The organism is Asanoa iriomotensis (assembly GCF_016862515.1).
Classification (GTDB): domain Bacteria; phylum Actinomycetota; class Actinomycetes; order Mycobacteriales; family Micromonosporaceae; genus Asanoa; species Asanoa iriomotensis.
The window spans coordinates 46,734-64,740 of the sequence record NZ_BONC01000014.1; the positions used below are offsets into that span (position 1 = coordinate 46,734).

At 73.9% G+C, this 18,007-nt stretch carries 18 protein-coding genes; 11 read left to right on the plus strand and 7 right to left on the minus strand.

Going from position 1 to position 18,007, the window contains the following annotated elements; translation table 11 throughout:
* Nucleotide 1 precedes the first annotated feature (1 nt).
* The 3 genes from Air01nite_RS12385 to Air01nite_RS12395 all read left to right on the plus strand — a co-directional run bounded on the left by Air01nite_RS12385 (nucleotide 2) and on the right by Air01nite_RS12395 (nucleotide 2,706).
* Nucleotides 2-562 (plus strand): SigE family RNA polymerase sigma factor, encoded by a 561-nt coding sequence (locus Air01nite_RS12385; RefSeq protein ID WP_239090663.1) that lies wholly within the window; start codon nucleotides 2-4, stop codon nucleotides 560-562.
* Nucleotides 559-1,824: a hypothetical protein gene (locus tag Air01nite_RS12390; protein ID WP_203702161.1), complete on the plus strand. Its 1,266-nt coding sequence runs from the start codon at nucleotides 559-561 to the stop codon at nucleotides 1,822-1,824. Before Air01nite_RS12385 ends, Air01nite_RS12390 begins: the two co-directional genes overlap by 4 nt.
* Nucleotides 1,825-1,953: 129 nt before the next feature.
* Nucleotides 1,954-2,706: an SDR family NAD(P)-dependent oxidoreductase gene (locus Air01nite_RS12395; protein WP_203702162.1), complete on the plus strand. Its 753-nt coding sequence runs from the start codon at nucleotides 1,954-1,956 to the stop codon at nucleotides 2,704-2,706.
* Here the strand turns inward: Air01nite_RS12395 and Air01nite_RS12400 are convergent.
* Together Air01nite_RS12400 and Air01nite_RS12405 are read right to left on the minus strand one after the other, a co-directional pair.
* Nucleotides 2,693-3,499 carry a LysR family transcriptional regulator gene (locus tag Air01nite_RS12400; RefSeq protein ID WP_203702163.1) on the minus strand — a complete coding sequence of 269 codons (807 nt, stop codon included), beginning with the start codon at nucleotides 3,497-3,499 and terminating at the stop codon, nucleotides 2,693-2,695. The two genes, Air01nite_RS12395 and Air01nite_RS12400, sit on opposite strands and share 14 nt — an antisense overlap.
* Nucleotides 3,500-3,558: 59 nt before the next feature.
* The gene (locus Air01nite_RS12405; RefSeq protein WP_203702164.1) at nucleotides 3,559-4,203 is read right to left on the minus strand and encodes a calcium-binding protein; all 645 of its coding nucleotides are present in this window, start codon (nucleotides 4,201-4,203) and stop codon (nucleotides 3,559-3,561) included.
* A gap of 118 nt (nucleotides 4,204-4,321) precedes the next feature.
* Here Air01nite_RS12405 and Air01nite_RS12410 point away from each other — a divergent pair, with 118 nt between their 5' ends.
* The 4 genes from Air01nite_RS12410 to Air01nite_RS12425 are packed head-to-tail and all read left to right on the plus strand — an operon-like array spanning nucleotide 4,322 to nucleotide 9,553.
* Nucleotides 4,322-7,111: an ATP-binding protein gene (locus Air01nite_RS12410; RefSeq protein ID WP_203702165.1), complete on the plus strand. Its 2,790-nt coding sequence runs from the start codon at nucleotides 4,322-4,324 to the stop codon at nucleotides 7,109-7,111.
* A gap of 17 nt (nucleotides 7,112-7,128) precedes the next feature.
* Complete coding sequence (locus tag Air01nite_RS12415) at nucleotides 7,129-7,932, plus strand: siderophore-interacting protein (RefSeq protein ID WP_203702166.1); 804 nt, start codon at nucleotides 7,129-7,131, stop codon at nucleotides 7,930-7,932.
* Between the two features lie 19 nt (nucleotides 7,933-7,951).
* Nucleotides 7,952-8,881, plus strand: a complete 930-nt coding sequence (locus Air01nite_RS12420) for an ADP-ribosylglycohydrolase family protein (RefSeq protein WP_203702167.1) — start codon at nucleotides 7,952-7,954, stop codon at nucleotides 8,879-8,881.
* A gap of 33 nt (nucleotides 8,882-8,914) precedes the next feature.
* Nucleotides 8,915-9,553, plus strand: coding sequence for a DUF4241 domain-containing protein (locus tag Air01nite_RS12425; protein ID WP_203702168.1), 639 nt, complete (start codon nucleotides 8,915-8,917; stop codon nucleotides 9,551-9,553).
* On the opposite strand, the gene Air01nite_RS12430 is transcribed toward Air01nite_RS12425, so the two are convergent.
* From Air01nite_RS12430 to Air01nite_RS12440, 3 genes are read right to left on the minus strand one after another with little or no spacing between them, the layout of a single operon-like run.
* The gene (locus tag Air01nite_RS12430) at nucleotides 9,531-10,463 is read right to left on the minus strand and encodes an N-acetylglucosamine kinase (RefSeq protein WP_203702169.1); all 933 of its coding nucleotides are present in this window, start codon (nucleotides 10,461-10,463) and stop codon (nucleotides 9,531-9,533) included. The genes Air01nite_RS12425 and Air01nite_RS12430 overlap by 23 nt on opposite strands.
* A gap of 1 nt (nucleotide 10,464) precedes the next feature.
* A complete protein-coding gene (locus Air01nite_RS12435; RefSeq protein ID WP_203702170.1) occupies nucleotides 10,465-11,676 on the minus strand; it encodes a sensor histidine kinase in 1,212 nt (403 codons plus the stop codon).
* Between the two features lie 2 nt (nucleotides 11,677-11,678).
* On the minus strand, nucleotides 11,679-12,302 hold the full coding sequence (locus Air01nite_RS12440) for a response regulator transcription factor (protein ID WP_203702171.1): 624 nt from the start codon (nucleotides 12,300-12,302) through the stop codon (nucleotides 11,679-11,681).
* A gap of 63 nt (nucleotides 12,303-12,365) precedes the next feature.
* Here Air01nite_RS12440 and Air01nite_RS12445 point away from each other — a divergent pair, with 63 nt between their 5' ends.
* Genes Air01nite_RS12445 through Air01nite_RS12455 form a run of 3 tightly spaced genes read left to right on the plus strand, consistent with a single transcriptional unit; the run spans nucleotide 12,366 to nucleotide 15,948 of the window.
* Nucleotides 12,366-13,409, plus strand: coding sequence for an iron ABC transporter substrate-binding protein (locus tag Air01nite_RS12445; protein WP_203702172.1), 1,044 nt, complete (start codon nucleotides 12,366-12,368; stop codon nucleotides 13,407-13,409).
* Complete coding sequence (locus Air01nite_RS12450) at nucleotides 13,406-14,938, plus strand: ABC transporter permease (RefSeq protein WP_203702173.1); 1,533 nt, start codon at nucleotides 13,406-13,408, stop codon at nucleotides 14,936-14,938. Before Air01nite_RS12445 ends, Air01nite_RS12450 begins: the two co-directional genes overlap by 4 nt.
* The gene (locus tag Air01nite_RS12455) at nucleotides 14,935-15,948 is read left to right on the plus strand and encodes an ABC transporter ATP-binding protein (protein ID WP_203702174.1); all 1,014 of its coding nucleotides are present in this window, start codon (nucleotides 14,935-14,937) and stop codon (nucleotides 15,946-15,948) included. Before Air01nite_RS12450 ends, Air01nite_RS12455 begins: the two co-directional genes overlap by 4 nt.
* Here the strand turns inward: Air01nite_RS12455 and Air01nite_RS12460 are convergent.
* Nucleotides 15,934-16,806, minus strand: coding sequence for a M48 family metalloprotease (locus Air01nite_RS12460; RefSeq protein WP_203702175.1), 873 nt, complete (start codon nucleotides 16,804-16,806; stop codon nucleotides 15,934-15,936). The two genes, Air01nite_RS12455 and Air01nite_RS12460, sit on opposite strands and share 15 nt — an antisense overlap.
* Nucleotides 16,803-17,174, minus strand: coding sequence for a BlaI/MecI/CopY family transcriptional regulator (locus Air01nite_RS12465; protein WP_203702176.1), 372 nt, complete (start codon nucleotides 17,172-17,174; stop codon nucleotides 16,803-16,805). The genes Air01nite_RS12460 and Air01nite_RS12465 overlap by 4 nt, the downstream gene beginning before the upstream one ends.
* A gap of 77 nt (nucleotides 17,175-17,251) precedes the next feature.
* Between Air01nite_RS12465 and Air01nite_RS12470 the strand changes: the two genes are divergently transcribed.
* Nucleotides 17,252-18,004 (plus strand): class I SAM-dependent methyltransferase, encoded by a 753-nt coding sequence (locus Air01nite_RS12470; protein WP_239090664.1) that lies wholly within the window; start codon nucleotides 17,252-17,254, stop codon nucleotides 18,002-18,004.
* Nucleotides 18,005-18,007: the final 3 nt, after the last annotated feature.

Consider the following 18,007-nt stretch of genomic DNA (forward strand, 5'->3'; position numbering starts at 1 on the left):
CATGCAACAGTTCGGGCCGCTCGGGCGTCCGGAGTACGTGGAGGTGGCCATGGAGGGTGCCGCAGCGGAGTTCGAGGACTTCGTCCGTGCACGATGGACGTCCCTCGTGCGATACGGGTACGTGTTGACCGGCAACCCGCACGACGCGGCGGACCTGGCGCAGGAGGCGTTGGCGCGGCTGGGGTCGGCCTGGCCGCGCGTGGTCAACCGGGACAACCCCGAGGCGTACGTCCGCACCGCGATGGTGCGGCTGCACATCAGTTGGTGGCGCCGGTTGCGGCGGGAACGCCTGATGTCCGAGGTGCCGGACCAGCCGGCCGGGGACCGGGCGTTCGACCGGATCGACTCGGCATCCGAGCTGTGGCCGGCCCTGGCCCGCCTGCCGCGGCGACAACGCGCGGTCGTGGTGCTGCGCTACTACGAGCACCGCACGGACGACGAGATCGCCACGCTGCTGGGCATTTCTCGCGTCACCGTGCGCAGCCAGGCCTCGCGCGCCCTGGAGAAACTGCGCGCGCACTGCACACCGAGCAAGCAGACGACGTCGGGGAGGCAAGGATGAACAGCGATCTCGAAGAACGTCTCACGAGTACGCTCGCCCGCGCGGCGGACGCGGCGCCGGTGCTGGGCGGTGCCGACCCGGTCGCCGCGGTTCGCGCACGCCAACGTCGGCGTCGGCGTCGCCGGGCGACGCTCGCCTCGGCCTGCGCGGTCGTGGTCGCGGCCGTGTCCGGGGTGACCGCCACTCAGGTGGCCGGGCCCTCGCCCGCGCCGAAGCCCGACCCCGCGGTCGTGTACGGCTTCGCGCCGGACCGGATCCCCGACTTCGCCAACCTGCCGGAGCCGGAGCAGCTCTGGCCGGACGCCGTGCACAAGCTGCCGGGGCGGCTTCCCGACGGATCCCAGTACGCGGTGGCGGCCGTGCTCGGGGATGGCCGATACCTGGTGACGGGCGGCCTCTGGAAGGGCGACACGGCCCCTTCGGTCTTCGACACGCGGGCCGGGACGGTCACCGAGCTCGGCACGCCGACGGTGAGCGACGGGTTCGTGCCAGGGCTCGGGCTCCTGATGGCCCGGGAGGTCAACGGGCAGGCCGTCTGGTTCCTCGAAGGCAGCCGGAACAACCGCTCCGGCCGGGAGATCTGGGCGGCGCCACTCGACGGTGGTCCCGCGCGGCACCTCGCGGACCTTCCCGACGGAGTGGCACCCCGGTTCAGCGTGGCGGGCAACGCGATCATCTGGGACCAGCAGGGGCCAGGTAACGCGGAGACGCCGCCGAACTCCGTACACACGGTGTCGTTGGACGGCGGTCCGGCCAAGCTCGTGCCGGGCAGCCAGGGCTTCGACCTGACGAACATCGGGCCGTGGATCAAGAACCAGCACCGGGGCACCGGCACCGATCCGAGGACAGCGGGTGAGCTGCGAAACGTCGTGACCGGGGAACGGCGGCCGTGGAAGGCGGCACCCAGCCTCCAGTATGTGTTCTGCGGGCCCACCTGGTGCGCCGGCAAGGGCTCCGGCGGCGCGGTCGCGCTGCAGTCACTCGACGGCAGCGATCCGGTCGTCCTGCCACACAGCGGTGACCTGGCGCAGGCCGCCGGCGGCCGCCTCGCGGTCGGCTACCTGGATGTGGCGAACGGGCGGGTGAGGGTGGTGTGGGACCGCACCACCGGCTGGGCGGCCGGGATCAGGTTGCCTCGCGGCTCTGACGCCCCTGCCCGGTACCGCCCGAACGGCGACTCATCCGACTACGAGCCCGAGGTGATTCCCCTGAGCGCGACGGACGAGCAACTCGTCGTGCTGGACCTGCGGGCGGTCAACTGAATTCGATACCCCTGAGGTATTGGTCCGTACCGGATTGATCATTGTTTGCGCAGCTCCCGCGCGATGCACTGGGGTGGCCGGCGGTCAACGGAACCGCCGGCCACGACAGCGAGTCAGGGGAGATCGGGAATGGGTCAGCTCGACGGCAAGGTCGCGGTGGTCACGGGTGCCAGCGAGGGCATCGGGTACGCCAGTGCGGCGCGCTTCGCCGACGAAGGTGCGTACGTCTATCTCACCGGCCGGCGTAAGACGGAGCTCGACGCCGCGGTGGCCGGCATCGGCGCGGCCCGCGCCACCGGAGTGCAGGGGGACGCGACGGACCTGGCCGACCTGGACCGGCTCTTCGCCACCATCGGTGCCGACGGGCGCCGGGTCGACGTCCTGTACGCCAACGTCGGCGCCGCGCCCATGGGTCCGCTGTCGCTGGTGACCGAAGAGGACTACGAGCGCGCGACCCGCCTCAACCTGCACAGCGCCCTGTTCACCGTGCAGAAGGCGCTGCCGCTGCTCAACGACCACGCGTCGGTCATCCTGTCGTCGTCCACCACCGCCGGTCGGGGTGCGGCCGGCGTCGGTCTCTACGCGGCCGCCAAGGCCGGCGTGCGCTCGCTGGCCCGCAGCTGGGCCAACGAGCTCAAGAACCGCGGCATCCGGGTCAACGCGCTCGCGCCGCACGCGACCGACACGTCGATGGTCCGGGGCAACACGCCGGCCGGTCTCAGCACGGAGGAGTTCTTCGCGATGGTGGCCGCGGGTGTGCCGCTGGGCCGGGTCGCCGACGTCGCGGAACAGGCCAACGCGGCCCTGTTCCTCGCCTCCGACCAGAGCAGCTTCATCACCGGCATCGAGCTGCACGTGGACGGCGGCGTCAACCAGATCTGACCGTCGCGACCGCGGCGCGCACGAGCCGGTCGCGGGCCGCCGACGGCGTGGCCCGCGGCCAGGCCATGACGATCTGCTTGGCCGGCACCCCGAGCACCGGGACGGCGACGACGGACGAGCCGAGCCGGCCGGCCGCGCTGGCACCCGACAGGACCACGAGCTCGCCGAGCGCGATCCGGTCGAGCAGCTCGTCGAGGCCGACCTCGGGCGGCTGCGCCTGGAAGTGCTCGTCGCGCTCCAGGTCGGCCATCGTCAGGGTGTCGCGTGCGGCGAGCGGGTGCCCGGCGGGGAGGAGCGCGATCGGGGTCTCGTCAACGAGGTCGACCGTCTCCAGCCCGTCGAGGTCGTCGCTGCTGCACATCAGCGCCGCGTCGGCGGTGCCGTCCCGCACGGCGCCGCCGGTGTCGCCGGTGAAGTGCACGTCGACGGGCACGGGCTCCGGGCCGCTCCGGTAGGCGTCCAGCATCTCGGCGAGCAGGCCCGCGCCGGTGCCGGTCGGCGCGGCGACCACCAGCCGCCGCGGCCGGGCCGCCTGCTGGGTGCGGCGCACCGCGCTGTCGAGCCCGGCGAGCAGCCTGCGGCTCTCCCGCAGGAACACCTCGCCGGCGGCGGTCAGGTCGACCCGGCGGCTGGTGCGCGTGAGCAGCGGGACACCCATGCGGCGCTCGAGCCGGCTGATCGCGCGGGACAACGGAGGTTGCGCCATGCCCAGCTGTGCGGCGGCCTTGCCGAAATGCCGGTGCTCCGCCACCGCGACGAAGTAGACGAGGTCCCGGACCTCCGGTCGATCCATGCCCCAACGGTACCCAGCACCCCGCCGCGGCCGGCCGTGCCGACCGCGGCGGAGGTCCGTCAGCACCAGACGATGTCGTCGATGTTCTCGCAATCGTCGTCGCCGGTCTCCCCGTCGGCGGTGTCGAACCCGTCCGATCCGCCGTGGAAATCGTCGCCGTCGCCGTTCGAGCGGCCTTGCCCGCCGAACATCGTGTCGTCGTCCGCGCCACCGTAGAACGTGTCGGGGCCGTCGTTGGTGCCGTTGGAGTTGGCCGGGTTGTCGCCCCACATCCAGTCGTCGCCCTCGGCGCCGTACAGCGTGTCGTCGCCGGCCTCGCCCCAGAGGCTGTCGACGTCGAGCCCGCCGAAGATCTCGTCGTTGCCGCTGCCGCTGTGAATCCAGTCGTTCCCGCGGAGACCACAGATGATGTCCGCCACCCCGCTGCCCTGGATGTGATCGGAGAACCGCGTGCCGACCACGATCAGCCCGAACCCGCCGTTGATGATGTGGGGCGCCCCAACGAGGCTGCCAAGCGGGGATGCGTCGCCGCTGTGGTCGTCAAGCTGCACTCGCGGGACCCAGGTGCCGGAGTAGCTGCCGCACCCGGGCGGCACCTGCACCAGCACGTTGGCCGACGCCGGCCCGGCCGACAGGGCGATCGTGCCGCACAGGACGGCGGCCGCTGCGGCCGCCAGCGTCCGGCGCACAGAGTTGAGATTCATGTCCGTCTCCTCGTAGGTGGATGTGTCTCGATGCTGGTCCGCCGCCGCCGAGCGCGAATCGTGGAGGCCACCACGACAATTACGGGTGGCGCCCGGCCCGTACCGTTGGCGTGTGTCTATGGGTCTGCTGCAACGCGACGCCGAGCTGGCGTCGCTGTGGCGGCAGCTCACCGAGGTGCGGTCCGGCGCCGGACGGTTGATCGTCGTCGACGGTCCGGCCGGCATCGGCAAGTCGAGCCTGCTGGCGGCCACCGCGGCGGCGGCCGCACGCGCCGGGATGCGGACCCTGCGCGCCGCCGGCAGCCCACTGGAGCAGGACGCCGGCTGGGGCGTCGCCCGGCAGGTGTTCGCGGCGCTCCGCGGCGCCGAGTGGGACAGGCTCGCGGTCGGCGCGGCCGCCCTCGCCCGCCGGGCGCTCGACGCCGACGAGGCGGAGCCGGTGCGCGGCGGTGACGCCATGCACGCCGCCACGCACGGCCTGACCTGGCTCGCCGCCGGCGTCGCCGAGCAACGGCCGACCCTGATGGTCGTCGACGACGTGCACTGGGCGGACCCGCCGTCGCTGCGCTGGCTCGCCGGGCTCGGCCGGCAGCTCGCGGACCTGCCGCTCGCGGTGCTGTGCGCGGTGCGATCCGGCGAGCCACCCAGCGACGCCGATCTGCTCGACGAGCTGCTCGCGACGGCTCCGGAGCCGCCCGTGCGCCCGGGGCCGTTGGGGTCCGACGCCGTGGCCACGGTGGTGTCCGCGCGGCTGCCGGCCGCCGAGCCGGCCTTCGCCACCGCCTGCCACGCGGCCACCGCCGGCAACCCGTTCCTGCTCGGCGCGCTGATCAACCACATCGTCGCCGAGCGGGTCGAGCCGACCGACGCGGTCGCCGCCACGTTGCGCACCTTCGGCCCGGAACAGGTCGCCCGCAGCGTCGGGCGGTTGTTGGCGCGGCTGCCGGCGGGCGCGGCCGCGCTCGCTCGCGCGTTCGCGGTGCTCGGTCGCGACGCGCCGTTGCGGCACGCCGGCGAACTCGCCGAGTTGAGCGCTGACGAGGTCATCGGGCTGGCCGACCGCCTGTGCGCCGCGGGCCTGCTCGACCGCGACGGTGACCGGTGGTTCCTGGTGCATCCGCTGGTCGCCGCGGCCCTGCACGCCCAGTTGCCGGCGGGTGAGCTGAGCCGCTGGCACGCCCGCACCGCGCGGCTGCTCCACGCCGAGCGGGCCGACCCGGAGACCGTGGCGCTCCACCTGCTGCACACGCAGCCGGTGCGGGACGCCGCCACCGTCGACACGCTTCGCGAGGCGGCCGCCCGGGCCGCGGTCCGCGGCGCGCCGCAGAGCGCGGTGGTCTTCCTACAGCGCGCGTTGGCGGAGCCTCCGCCGACCCGCGCGGACGAGGCCGAGGTCCGCAGCGAGCTGGCCCTCTCGCTGGCCGCTCAGGTGCGGCCCGACGCGCCCGCGCTGCTCGCCACCGCGGTCGAGCTGGCGACGACGGCCGAGCAACGTTCGCGGATCGCCCTGTCCGGGGCTCGCGCGCTGGGCCTCGTCGGGCGGTTCGTCGAGGCGGCCCAACTGTGCCGGGTCGGTCTCGACCGGGCGGCCGGCATCGCGCCCGACCGCCGCGTCCAGCTGGAAGCGGAGCTGATCGCGAACAGCTGGCTCGACGCGTCCACCGTGGATGCGGCGCGGCAGCGCCTGCGGCAGCCCGCGGCGCCGCACGACGACCCCGCCTGGCAGGTGGTCACGGCGTGCGCGTCCCTGTTCGACGGCGTGCCCGCCACGGAGACGTTGGCCCGGCTCGCGCCCGCGCTCGACAGTGGAGCGATCGACGGCACGGTGGTGGGCACCCTGGCCAAGTTCGTCCTCATCGACAGCGGTGACCTCGACACGGCGCGGGCCCAGTGCACCGCCCTGATCGAGGTGGCGCGGCCACAGGGCTGGCTGGTCGCGCTCACCCACGGCAGCTTCCTGCGCGCGCTCGCCGACATCCGGGCCGGCCGGATCCGCGACGCGGAGGCGGACGCGCGGTTCGCCTACGAGTTCAAGCTCCCGATCTCGCCGCTGCCGATTCTCATGTGGACAGCGTTGCCGTTCGTCGAGGCGCTGACCCAGTTGGACGAGCTGGACGAGGCCCAGCGCGTGCTGCGGACGATCGGCGCCGACGGCGACCTGCCGCCCGGCCTCCTGGCCACCGCGCATCTGCTGGAAGCCCGGGGAAGGCTCTCGCTGGCCCGGCACCAGCCGGGCGCCGCCCACGCCGACCTGTGCGCCGCGGGCGACCTCTGGCGGGCATTCGGCGCGGCGCACCCGGGCCTGGCCGCTTGGCGGGTCGACGCCGCCGAGGCCCTGGTCGCGCTGGGTGACCGGGCCGCGGCCCGCCGGCTGGCGCAGGAGCACCTCGAACTGGCCGACCGCGTCCGCCTGCCCGGGGCGCGGGCGGCCGGCCTGCGCGCGCTCGCGCGGACAGGGGCCGCACCCGTCGAACACCTCCAACAGGCGGCAGCGCTGCTGGACGGCAGCACGGAGCGCCTGGAGCACACGCGGGTGCTGGTCGACCTCGGTGCCGCCCTGCGCCGGGGCAACCAGCGCGTCGCCGCCCGCGCGCCACTCCGCCAGGCGCTGGCACTGGCCGACCGAGGCGGCATGCGGCTGCTCGCGCGGCGCGCCCGGCACGAGCTGACGGCGGCCGGCGCACGCCCCCGCCGCGCGGCGGTCACCGGCTCGGCCGCGCTCACCTCCGCCGAGCACCGGGTCGCGACACTCGCGGCGCAGGGCTGCAGCAATCCGGAGATCGCCCAACGCCTCTACGTCACGCGCCGGACGGTCGAAACCCATCTCACGCACGTGTACGCGAAGCTGGGCGTCACCACCCGCGCGGACCTGACGGCCAGCCTGGCCACCGACGATCGCCGGCCGTGAGGGTAGCCTAAGCTCCCATGGGAACACGTGCGCAGTACGTGCTGACGGTCGAGTCGACCGAACGGCTCACCCCGCACCTGGTGCGGGTCGTCGCGACGAGTCCGTCGCTGGCCGACTTCGCTGACAACGGGCACACCGACGCGTACGTGAAGCTGGTCTTCGTCGATCCCGCGCTCGGGCTGGAGCCGCCGTACGACCTGGCCGCGCTGCGGGCGACGCTGCCGCGGGAACAGCTGCCGGTGGTGCGCACGTACACGGTCCGGTGGGTCGACCGGTCCGCGGGCCGGCTCGCGATCGACTTCGTGACACACGGCGACACCGGCGTGGCCGCACCGTGGGCGATGAAGGCGGTGCCCGGCGACCGCCTGGTGCTGTCCGGCCCGGGCGGCGCCTACGCGCCGGACCCGGCGGTCGGCTGGCACGTGCTGGTCGGCGACCTGTCGGCACTGCCCGCGATCGCCGCGGCGCTGGAGTCCATGCGCGGCGACGCCCGCGGCGTGGCGCACCTGGAGATCGGCGACGAGGCCGAGATCGTCGACCTGAAGTGCCCGGAGCAGGTGACGGTCAACTGGCTGGTCAACCCGTCCCCGGACGACACCGGTTTCCTGGCCCGCGCGCTCGACGCCGGCCCGTGGCCGGACGGCGGCGGGGTGCACGTCTTCGCCCACGGCGAACGCGAGTCGGTGAAAGCGATCCGCGCGGTCCTCCGCACCCGCGGCGTCCCCCGCGAGTCGATCTCCATCTCGGGCTACTGGGCCCGCGGCCGCACAGAGGACGCCTTCCAGGCGGAGAAGCGCGAACCGATCGGCAAGATTGACTGACCTGGCATGATCGACGCCGATGACGTCCGTCGTGTACGAGCCGACCCGGCTCGGCCTGGCCTATGACAGCCTCGACGGCCTGTCGGTAGGCGACGCGCTGGGCGCGCAGTTCTTCATGGTCGGCCGGTCGCTGGCCGACCTGGTCGCCGGCCGCCCACCCGCCGCGCCGTGGGAGTGGACGGACGACACGCACATGGCCTGCTCGGTGGCGGGGGAGTTGCGCGACCACGGCCGGATCGACCAGGACCGCCTGGCCGCGGTCTTCGCCGACCGCTGCGAGCCGTACCGAGGCTACGGCGGCGGCGCGGTCGTGATCCTCCACGAGATCAGGGACGGCGTGCCGTGGCGGCAGGCGGCCGCCGAGGCGTTCGGCGGTCAGGGTTCGTGGGGCAACGGCGCCGCGATGCGGGTGCCGCCGCTGGGCGCCTACCACCCGGACCGACCGAACCTCGCGGCGTCGGAGGCCATCGCGTCGGCCGAGGTCACCCACGCGCACCCGGAAGGCGTAGCGGGCGCGGTCCTGGTCGCCGTCGCCGCCTCCCACGCAGCGGCGTCCCGGTTGGACGGTGCCCGTCCACCTGCCGGGACGCTACTGGACCGGCTGAGCCCGTACCTGGTCGAAGGCGCGGTCCAACGCGGCATGGCACGGGCGGTCCGGCTGATCGGGCACTCGGTCGAGGAGGCGGCCTACGAGCTGGGCAACGGCTCCCGCGTCACGGCGCAGGACACGGTGCCCTTCGCTCTTTGGACCGCCGCAACCTATCTGGACGACTACCCGACGGCCATCACGGCCTGTGTACAGGCGGGCGGCGACGTCGACACGACCGCCGCGATCGTCGGCGGGATCGTGTCCGCGTACACCGGCATCGGCGACCGCCCCGGCGTACGCGGCCTACCTCCGGAATGGCTCAAGGCCCGCGAACCCCTGCCGTCATGGGCGAACCGATGAGCCGTCGCGCGTAGCGCGGATACGCTACGCGCCATGCCGTACGTGCCGGATCTTGGTTTGTTGTTGACCCCTGGGTTCAGCGTCGAGAGCGACGGGGTCACCTTCGTTGTCGAGCCGCATGAGCTTGGGTCGGTGGTGTTGCCGAGCGGCGAGATCGTGGGGTGCGATCCGCTCGTGCCGCACACCACGCCGTTCGTCGACACGGTGGAGCCCGGGAAATACCCGATGCGGGCCTGGGTCGCGGTGTTGCACAAGGACGACGCCGAATGGCAGCGGCGGATGGCCGCTCTTCAACTCGTCGTTCTCGACGAGCCCGCGGCGTCGTGGAGCATGGCGTTGCTGCCCGAGCAGGACCCGGCCACGCTCGGCGACGACGAGTTCTTCGGCTACGGGGTCGACGCGGGCACCGGCACCCTGGCCGACCGGGTCGCGGTCGAGGCGCTCGCGCAGTGGGACTACGAACGGGTCGAGGACGCGCTCATCCCCGCGCAGATTCCGGACGATCCGGTCGAGGCCGTCATCGTCGTGGTCGCCGACGAGGACACCGGCGCGAACGTGTACGTCGTCGGTTCCGGTTGGGGTGACGGCGCCTACGCGACCTACGTCGGTCGCACCGCGGACGGGCGCATCACCAGCTTCGTCACCGATTTCAGCGTGCTGCCGACCGAATGATCGTCCCGGCCAGTTTCGCCGCGTAGAGGGCCGCGCCGACCGACGGTGGGTGGCGCGGCTCGCGGACGTCGTAACCGTTCTGGAGGTGGGCGCGGAAGGCGTCGCGTACCCGCGCGGCGTTGAACGTGCCGCCGGAGTACGAGACCGGGACCCGCTCGGACGCGTCGAAGCCGAGGCGGCGGCGGGTCGTGTCCACCAACACCGCCAGCTCCCGCGCTGCCTCGGTGAGGATTCCGGCGGCGGCCTCGTCGCCCGCGTCCGCCGCGCGGACGACGACCGGGCACAGCGCGGCCACGCGGCCGCGGTCACCCTGCCATCGGTTGAGCACCACGTCGATCAGATCCAGGTCCGCGGACAGCGACAGGTGTTGGCGCAGCACCTCCAGCAGCGGGCCCGCCGGCGCCCGGCCGTCGCTCATGCGCGAGAACAGCCGCAAGCCGCGCACGGCGATCCAGTGCGCCGAGCCCTCGTCGCCGAACAGTTCGCTCCAGCCGCCGACCCGCAGGCCGTGGCCGGCGCGTTCGCCGTACGCCATCGAGCCGGTTCCGCTGATGACGTTGATGCCGTCCACCGCGCCCAGCGAGCCGGCCCACGCACAGACCATGTCGTTGTCGACCCGGTAGCGGTCGTGGCCTAGCACCGGACGCGGCGCCGCGTCGAGGGTCGGGACGTCGTCGCTGACCTCGCCGTACGTCGGGATGCCGACGAACGCGTACGCGATGTCGCCCGGTGTGATCCCGGCCGTCGCGCAGACGGTGCCGACGCCGTCGACGAGGACCTGGGTCACCAGGTCGATGCCGGCACCGAAGTAGTAGCTGCTCGCGGTCGTGGCCTCGGCCGCCACCGAGCCGTCGGGCCGCAACAGGCAGAACGCGGTCTTGGTGCCGCCACCGTCGACGCCGAGGAACACGTCAACGCCGAGGCCGGGACGGGATCACCACGCCGACCATTGTGCCGCCGCCAGGCCGGGTGGCGATATCCAGGCGTCCGTGCAGATCGGCGACGAGGCGGCCGACGAGGCGCAGCCCCACATGGCCCGCCGGCACCGCCGCGCCCGGGTCGAAGCCCGTCCCGTCGTCGGTGACGGACAGCGCCACCGCACCCCGGCCCGCCGGCGCGAGCGCGACCACGATCTGGCTGGCCGCGGCGTGGCGGAACGCGTTGCGCAGCAGTTCGGTGGCGATCTGCTGCAGAGCCAGGACCGTCGGCGGCGCGACCGAGAGCCCCGGGTCGACGCGCACCTCGACCGGCGGCGCCGACCCGGTGTCGGCGCGCTCGACCGCCTGGCGGAGAGCGACCGCGGGATCGCGCACCGCGGTCTCCGGCAACAGGTCGGTGAGCAGCCCGCGCAACCTGGCCACGTCGGTGGTGACGAGCCGGTGGGCGCGGCGCACCAGTGTGGAGCCGTCGGCGCGTTCGAGGAGCAGGCCCGCGGCGGCGAGGTCGGGGATGACCTGGTCGTGCAGGCGCCTGGCCAGGTCGCGGCGGGTCAACTCGGCGGCCGCGTGACCGTGCCGCAGCGCGGACCGGCGCGCGGCGAAGACCGAGCCCGGCAGCATGAGCAGCGCCACGACCGCGAAGCCGCCGATCGCGACGGGCAGCAGGACGGCGACGCCCCGCGCGGTGGTGCCGGCGACGTCGACCGGCACGTACAGCTCCAACGCCGCCGGGCGCCCGAGGGAGTCGTCGAACCCGAAGAACACCTCCATGCGCGTGCCCCGGAGGCTGTTCTCGCGCTGGTGCACCGCGTTGACCGGCACCGCCTGGACACGCATGTCACCGGGTCGCAGCGCCGGGCTCAAGCCTTCGACCAGGCGCTCGTCGCGGGGTTCGTCGGAGTAGACCACCGTCGCCTGGCCGTCGCGGACCGTGAACAGCTTCGCCCGCTGTACCGTGCCGGACCGCAGGAACGGGTCGAGGTAGCCGAACATCGCGCCCGGGTCGGCGATGTCGTGGGCCGACATCGGCGCGAGCACGGCCGCCGCGACCTGACGCCCGACCCGCTCCGCGGTGTGGCGGGCGTCCGCGGCGGCGTATCGCCACACGCCGAGCGTGACCAGCGCGCTGAACACCACCCCGAGCGCCGCGGCGGCGGCCAGGTGGCGGGCGACGACGCGGCGCACGCTCAGTACCGCGAGCCGAGCGTGATCAGGCCGAGCCGCCCGGCGGTGACGACCGCTTCGAGCTGGGTGTGCGCGTCGAGCTTGCCGAGCACCGCCTTGATGTGGTCGCGGGTGGTGTGCAGCGAGAGCCCCAGCGCGGTCGCGCAGCGGGCGGCGTCGTGGCCCTGTGCGAGCTGGCGCAGCACGTCGAACTCGCGGTGGGTCAGCGCCACGTCGGGCTGGTGCACAGGATCGACGAGGGGCCGGTCGACGGAAGCCGTGCGGATCGCGGTCAGGATGCGGCGCAGGCCGGTGTCCTTCGACAGGAACCCGGCCGCGCCGGCGGCGACCGCCCGGTCGGCCAGATCGGCCCGCGGATGCGCGGTCAGCACGATCACCTTCGTCGCGGGCCGCAGGGCGCGCAGCTGCCGCACCACGTCGATGCCGTCGGTGTCGGGAAGCTGCAGGTCGACCAGCGCGACGTCGGCCTCGACGGCCGCGGCCCTGGCCAGGCCGTCGCTGCCGGTCCGCGCGGTCGCGACGCAACGGACGTCGGGTTCGAGGTCGAGGCTCAGCGCCAGCGAGTCGGTGAACACCCGGTGGTCGTCGATGAGCAGCACCGAGGTGACGAGGGAGGCTGTGCGCACCCCCTAAATTTAGGGAGTCCGCTACCAGTTAGCAAAGCCTAACCTTCCCTTGACCGACCACCGATGACCAAGGGGAGTATCTCCGCCGTGCGCCGCCTACTCGCTGTCACCGTCGCGTTCACCGCCGCGGCCGCTCTCGCCGCCTGCGGCTCCGATGCCAGCTCCGACTCCGCCGGCGACCCTACGCTCGTGCTTTACAACGCGCAGCACGAGGAGGTCGGTCAGGCCTGGGCCGACGGCTTCACCGCCACGACCGGCATCAAGGTCGAGGTCCGCAACGGCAGCGACTTCGAGCTGGCCAACCAGATCGTCGCCGAGGGTGCCGCCTCGCCGGCGGACGTCTTCATCACCGAGAACTCGCCGGCGATGTCGCTCGTCTCGAGCAAGGACCTCTTCTCGCCGGTCGACGCCGCGACCAAGGGCCAGGTGCCCGCGCAGTACGCGTCGAGCAAGGGCGACTGGGTCGGCGTCGCCGCCCGGGCCACCGTGTTCGTCTACAACACCGACCAGGTGACCGAGGCGCAGCTGCCGACGTCGATCCTCGACCTGGCCAAGCCCGAGTGGAAGGGCCGGTTCGGCATCTCGCCGAGCGGGGCCGACTTCCAGGCGATCGTCAGCGCCGTGTACGCGCTGAAGGGTGACGCGGAAGGTGCCGCGTGGCTGCAGGGCGTCAAGGACAACGCGAAGATCTACCGCGGCAACAGCACGATCATGAAGGCGGCCAACTCCGGTGAGGTGCCGGGTGGCGTCATCTACCACTACTACTGGTACGGCGACCAGGCCGACGGCGGTGCCAACAGCGCCAAGACGAAGCTCGCGTTCCTCGGCAACCAGGACCCGGGCGCGTTCGTCAGCGTCTCCGGCGGCGGCGTGCTGAAGTCGAGCAGGCACCAGGCGGAGGCGCAGCAGCTGCTGGCCTACATGACCGGCGCCGAGGGCCAGAAGATGCTCGCCGACAGCAAGGCGCTGGAATACACGGTCGGCAACGGCGTCGCGGCCAACCCGGCGCTCAAGCCGCTCGCCGAGCTGGGCGCGCCGACCGTCGACCTCAACACGCTCAACGGCCCGAAGATCGTTGAGGAGATGCAACGGGTCGGACTGCTGTGACCGAACGCGGTGTGGCGGGGGCCGGTCTCCGGCTCCCGCCGCTGCGCGCGGCCGTCGCCCTCGCCGTCGCCGGGTTGTCCGTCATTCCACTGTGGTACGTGGGATCCGGGCTCGCCACGGCCGGCGGGGGCTTCGTCGACCTCGTCTGGCGGCCGCGGGTCGGCGAGCTGCTCGTCAACACCGTGTCGCTCGTGGTCGCGGTCACCGCCGCCTGCCTCGTCATCGGCGTGGGCGCCGCCTGGCTGGTCGAGCGCACCGACCTGCCGTTGCGCCCATTGTGGACGGTGCTGAACGCGGCGCCGCTGGCGATCCCCGCGTTCGTCAACAGCTTCGGGTGGTCGTCGCTGAGCCCCCGGTTCGCCGGCTTCGGCGCGGCCTTCCTCGTCACCACGCTGTCGTACTATCCGCTGGTCTACCTGCCGGCGGCCGCGGCGCTGCGGGACACCGACCCCGCGTTCGACGAAGCGGCCCGGTCGCTCGGTTGCGGGCCGTGGCGGGCCTTCGCCCGGATCACCCTGCCCCGGCTGCGACCGGCGGCGCTGGGCGGCGGGCTGCTGGTCGGTTTGCACCTGCTGGCCGAGTTCGGCGCCATCCAGTCGCTGCGGTTCGACACGTTCACCACGGCCATCTACGACCAGTACCAGGCCTATTTCGGGGGTACGGGGGCCACGGCGCTCGCGAGCGTCCTCGTGCTGCTCTGCCTCGTCCTGCTGGTCGCGGAGCTGCGCCTGGCCGGCCGCGCCCGGCTGGCCCGGGTCGGCTCGGGCAGCCGCCGGCGCCCGGTGCCGCACCGGCTCGGCCGAGGTCGCCTCCTCGCGGCCGCCGCGCTGCTGCTGCTCGCGGTCGCGGCGCTCGGCGTCCCGCTCGGCCGCATCGGCTACTGGCTGGTGGTGAGCACGTCGACCGCGTTCCCGGCCGCCGAGCTCGCGCGGGCCACCGCCAGCACGGTCGTCCTGGGCCTCGTCGGCGCCGCGGCCACGACGGCCGCCGCCCTGCCGGTCGCGTGGCTCGTCGTGCGCCGCCCGGGCTGGGCGAGCCGGCTCGTCGAGCGCGGCACGTACATCGGCCACGCCCTGCCCGGCATCGTCGTCGCGCTCGCCCTCATCACCGTCGGGATCCGCTACGTGCCGGCCCTCTACCAGTCGACGACGATGCTGGTCGTCGCCTACGTCACGCTCTTCCTCCCGCTCGCGCTGGTCGGGCTGCGGTCCGCGCTGGCGCAGAGCCCGCCGGAGCTCGACGAGGTGGGCCGCACGCTCGGCGTCGGCCCGGGCGGCATCCTGCTGCGGGTCACGGTCCCGCTGGTGGCCAGGGGCGCGGGGGCCGGCGCGGCGCTCGTGTTCCTCGCCGTGGTCACCGAGCTGACCTCGACCCTCCTGCTGGCGCCGACCGGCACCCGCACGCTGGCCACGCAGTTCTGGAGCGAGTCGACGGCGATCCACTACGGCGCGGCGGCTCCGTACGCGCTGCTGATGATCCTCGTCTCGGCACCGATGGCCTATCTGTTGACCCGGGAGGCGCGGGCATGAGCGACCGGTTGCGGGTGTCCGGGTTGAGCAAGGCGTTCGGCGCCGTCCCGGTGCTCACCGGCATCGACCTCGAGGTGCCGGCGGGTGGGTTGACCGCGCTGCTCGGCCGGTCCGGCTCGGGGAAGACGACGCTGCTGCGGATCATCGCCGGTTTCGGGCGGGCCGACGCCGGCGAGGTGCGCGTCGGCGACCGGGACGTGACCGGCATGCCGTCGGAGCGGCGCCGGATCGGGTACGTCACCCAGGACGGCAACCTGTTCCCGCACCTGACCGTGGCCGGCAACGTCACGTTCGGCCTGCCCTGGCGGGCCCGCAGGCGCCGGCACCGGGTCGAGGAGCTGCTGGAGCTGGTCGGCCTCGACCCGTCGTACGCGGGCCGGTTGCCGCACTCGCTCTCCGGCGGCGAGCAGCAGCGGGTCGCGCTGGCCCGGGCGCTCGCGCCGGAGCCGGACATCCTGCTGCTCGACGAGCCGTTCTCGGCGCTCGACGCGGAGCTGCGGTCCAGCACCCGCCGGGCGGTCGCGGCGACGCTGCGGGCAACCCGTACCACCGCGTTGCTCGTCACCCACGACCAGAGCGAGGCGATGTCGCTGGCCGACCGGGTGGCGGTGCTGCGCGACGGTGTGGTCCGGCAGGAGGGCACGGCGCGGGACGTCTACCTGCACCCGGTCGACCTCGACGTCGCCGGCTTCGTCGGCGAAATCGTCGACCTGCCGGCCACCTTCGCCGGCGCGACCGCGGCCACGCCGCTGGGGCCGGTGGCGCTGCGGGAGCATGCGGTCGGCAGCGGGCTCGCGCACGTCCGGCCCGAGCAGATCGAGCCGGCCGAGGACGGCACCGAGGCCGAGGTCACCGACGTCGAGTTGCACGGTGGCTTCGGCGTCGTCCGCGCCAAATGCGGGCCGGTCCAGGTGACCGCCCGCTGGCCGACCCACCTGCTGCCGCAGCCGGGCTCGGTGGTCCGGGTGCGCGTGCGCGGGGCGGCGGTGCTCGCGTCAGGCGAGGTGTAGCCAGGCGGTCGCGACGGCGACGAACTCGAACGCGGCGGTCGCGGTGACGGCGGCGATGGCGACCACGATGGCGGCCGGGCCGGCGAGGCGGGTCCAGCGGCCGTGCGGCGCAGGCCGCCGCAGGGCGCTGACCCGACCGATCACGCTCGCACCGCCGAGGGCGAGCTGAGGCCTGGTCGCCAGCGCGGCCTTGGCGACGCACCGGGCGACGAGGCCGCGGTCGCCGACCTGCCGGGCGGCCTCCTCGTCGGCCCACCGCTCGGCGTGGTGGGCAACCGCGTCCCGCAGCGGGACGAGCAGGGGGTTGACCGCCGCGGCCGCCGCCGCCAGCGCGGTCAGCCGGTGGTGGCGGTGCCGGAGGTGCGCGTGCTCGTGGGCGAGCACCACCTGGCGTTCGCGGCCGTCGAGGGTGCGCAGCAGCCCGGTGGTGATCAGGATGTGGCCCGGGTTGCCGGGCACCGCGACCGCGTGCGGCGCCTCCCAGTCGGCGACGACCAGCCCGGCCGCGCCGGGTGAGCCGGCCGACCGCAGCTCGCGGTGGGTGTCGCGGCGCGTGCGCACGTCCCGGAACAGCCGCCAGGCGCCCCAGCCGAGCAGGGCGGCGGCCACCAGCGCGACCGGCCCCGGCACGGGCTTCGGCAGGCCGGGCAGATGGTCGAAGGCGGCCAGCGGCGGCAGGTCGTCGAGCAGGGTCAGGGCCAGAAAGCTCAGGCACGCGGCGTACGCGGTGGCGGCGCCGACGGCGGCCAGGGTGAGGCCGCGGGTGACCGCGGCGGGGGAGGTGTGCCGGGCGGCCGCTTTCGAGACCGCGACGAGCAGCACGGACAGCAGCGCGGGCAGGTAGACGGCGAAGGTCACGGCGTCTCTTTCAGCAGGGCGCGCAGCACCTCGGCGTCGGCGTCGTCGAGGCCCTCGGCGAACTGCTGGAGCACCACGGCACGGTCGGGACGGCCGGCGAGGGTCGCGCGCATCCGGCGGGCCGCCTCGGCGGCTTCGGCGTGGCGCGGCCAGTAGACGTGGCCGCGACCGAGCGGCCGGCGCTGCACGGCGTCTTTCTCCAGGAGCCGGATGAGGATCGTCTGGACCGTGTTGTAGGCGAGGTCGTGCGGCAGCGCCCGCTGCACGTCGGCGGCGCTCATCGGCTCGCCGGCCGCGGCCAGCGTGGCCAGCACCTCGGCCTCGAGCGCGCCGTGCGGCCGGCGCCCGGCACTCGGCGTCACCGCCATCCGCCCACCTCCGTTCCTTTCGTTACGAACCTAGCACCTACACGTTGTAGGAGGAAGTCGTCGAAAGGGTGTAAATCATGAGTGACTACGCGAGTGTGTTCCGCGACGCCGCCGCGGCGGCCCGCTACGACGAGGAGGTGTTCGCGGCGGGGGGTTGGGCGGCCGAGGTCGACCGGCGGCAGCGGGCCCGCCTGCGGCGGTGGGTCGGTGAGGCGTTCCCGCCGGGCAGCCGGCCGGTGCAGCACGACTTCGCCTGCGGCTCCGGGCGCACGCTGGCGATGTTCGAGGGGCTGGTGGCCGGCGCGCACGGCTACGACACCTCGGCGACGATGCTGGCCCGGGCCCGGCGCCGCCTGCCCGGCGCGGCGTTGCACCTGATCGAGGAAGGCGTGCCGGCGGAGCCGGTCCGGGCCGGCGCGCCGGTGCTGGTGACGGCGTTTCGCTTCCTGCTCAACGCGCCTGCGGAGGCCAGAGTGGCGGCCCTGTCGTTCGCCGCGCTTGCGCTGCCCGACCCGTCCTCCGGCTATCTGCTGGTCGAGAACCACGGCCCGCGTGGCTCGTTGCGGGCGGTGGGCCGGCGGCGGCATCGCGGGCAGCGGTGGTTCGCCGAACTGTCGCACGGCGAGGTGGCCGACCTGCTCGGGCGGCACGGCTTCGCGATCGTGGACCGGTTCGGTTTCGCGCTGGCACCTGCGGGCACGTACTCCCGTGGATGGTCCCGCCCGCTGGCCCAGGTGCTGGACGCGGTGTCCGACCGGGTGCCGCACGCCGCGATCGCGACGGACGTGGTCTACGTCGCGCGTCGGTTTGACAGCACCTACAACTTGTAGGAG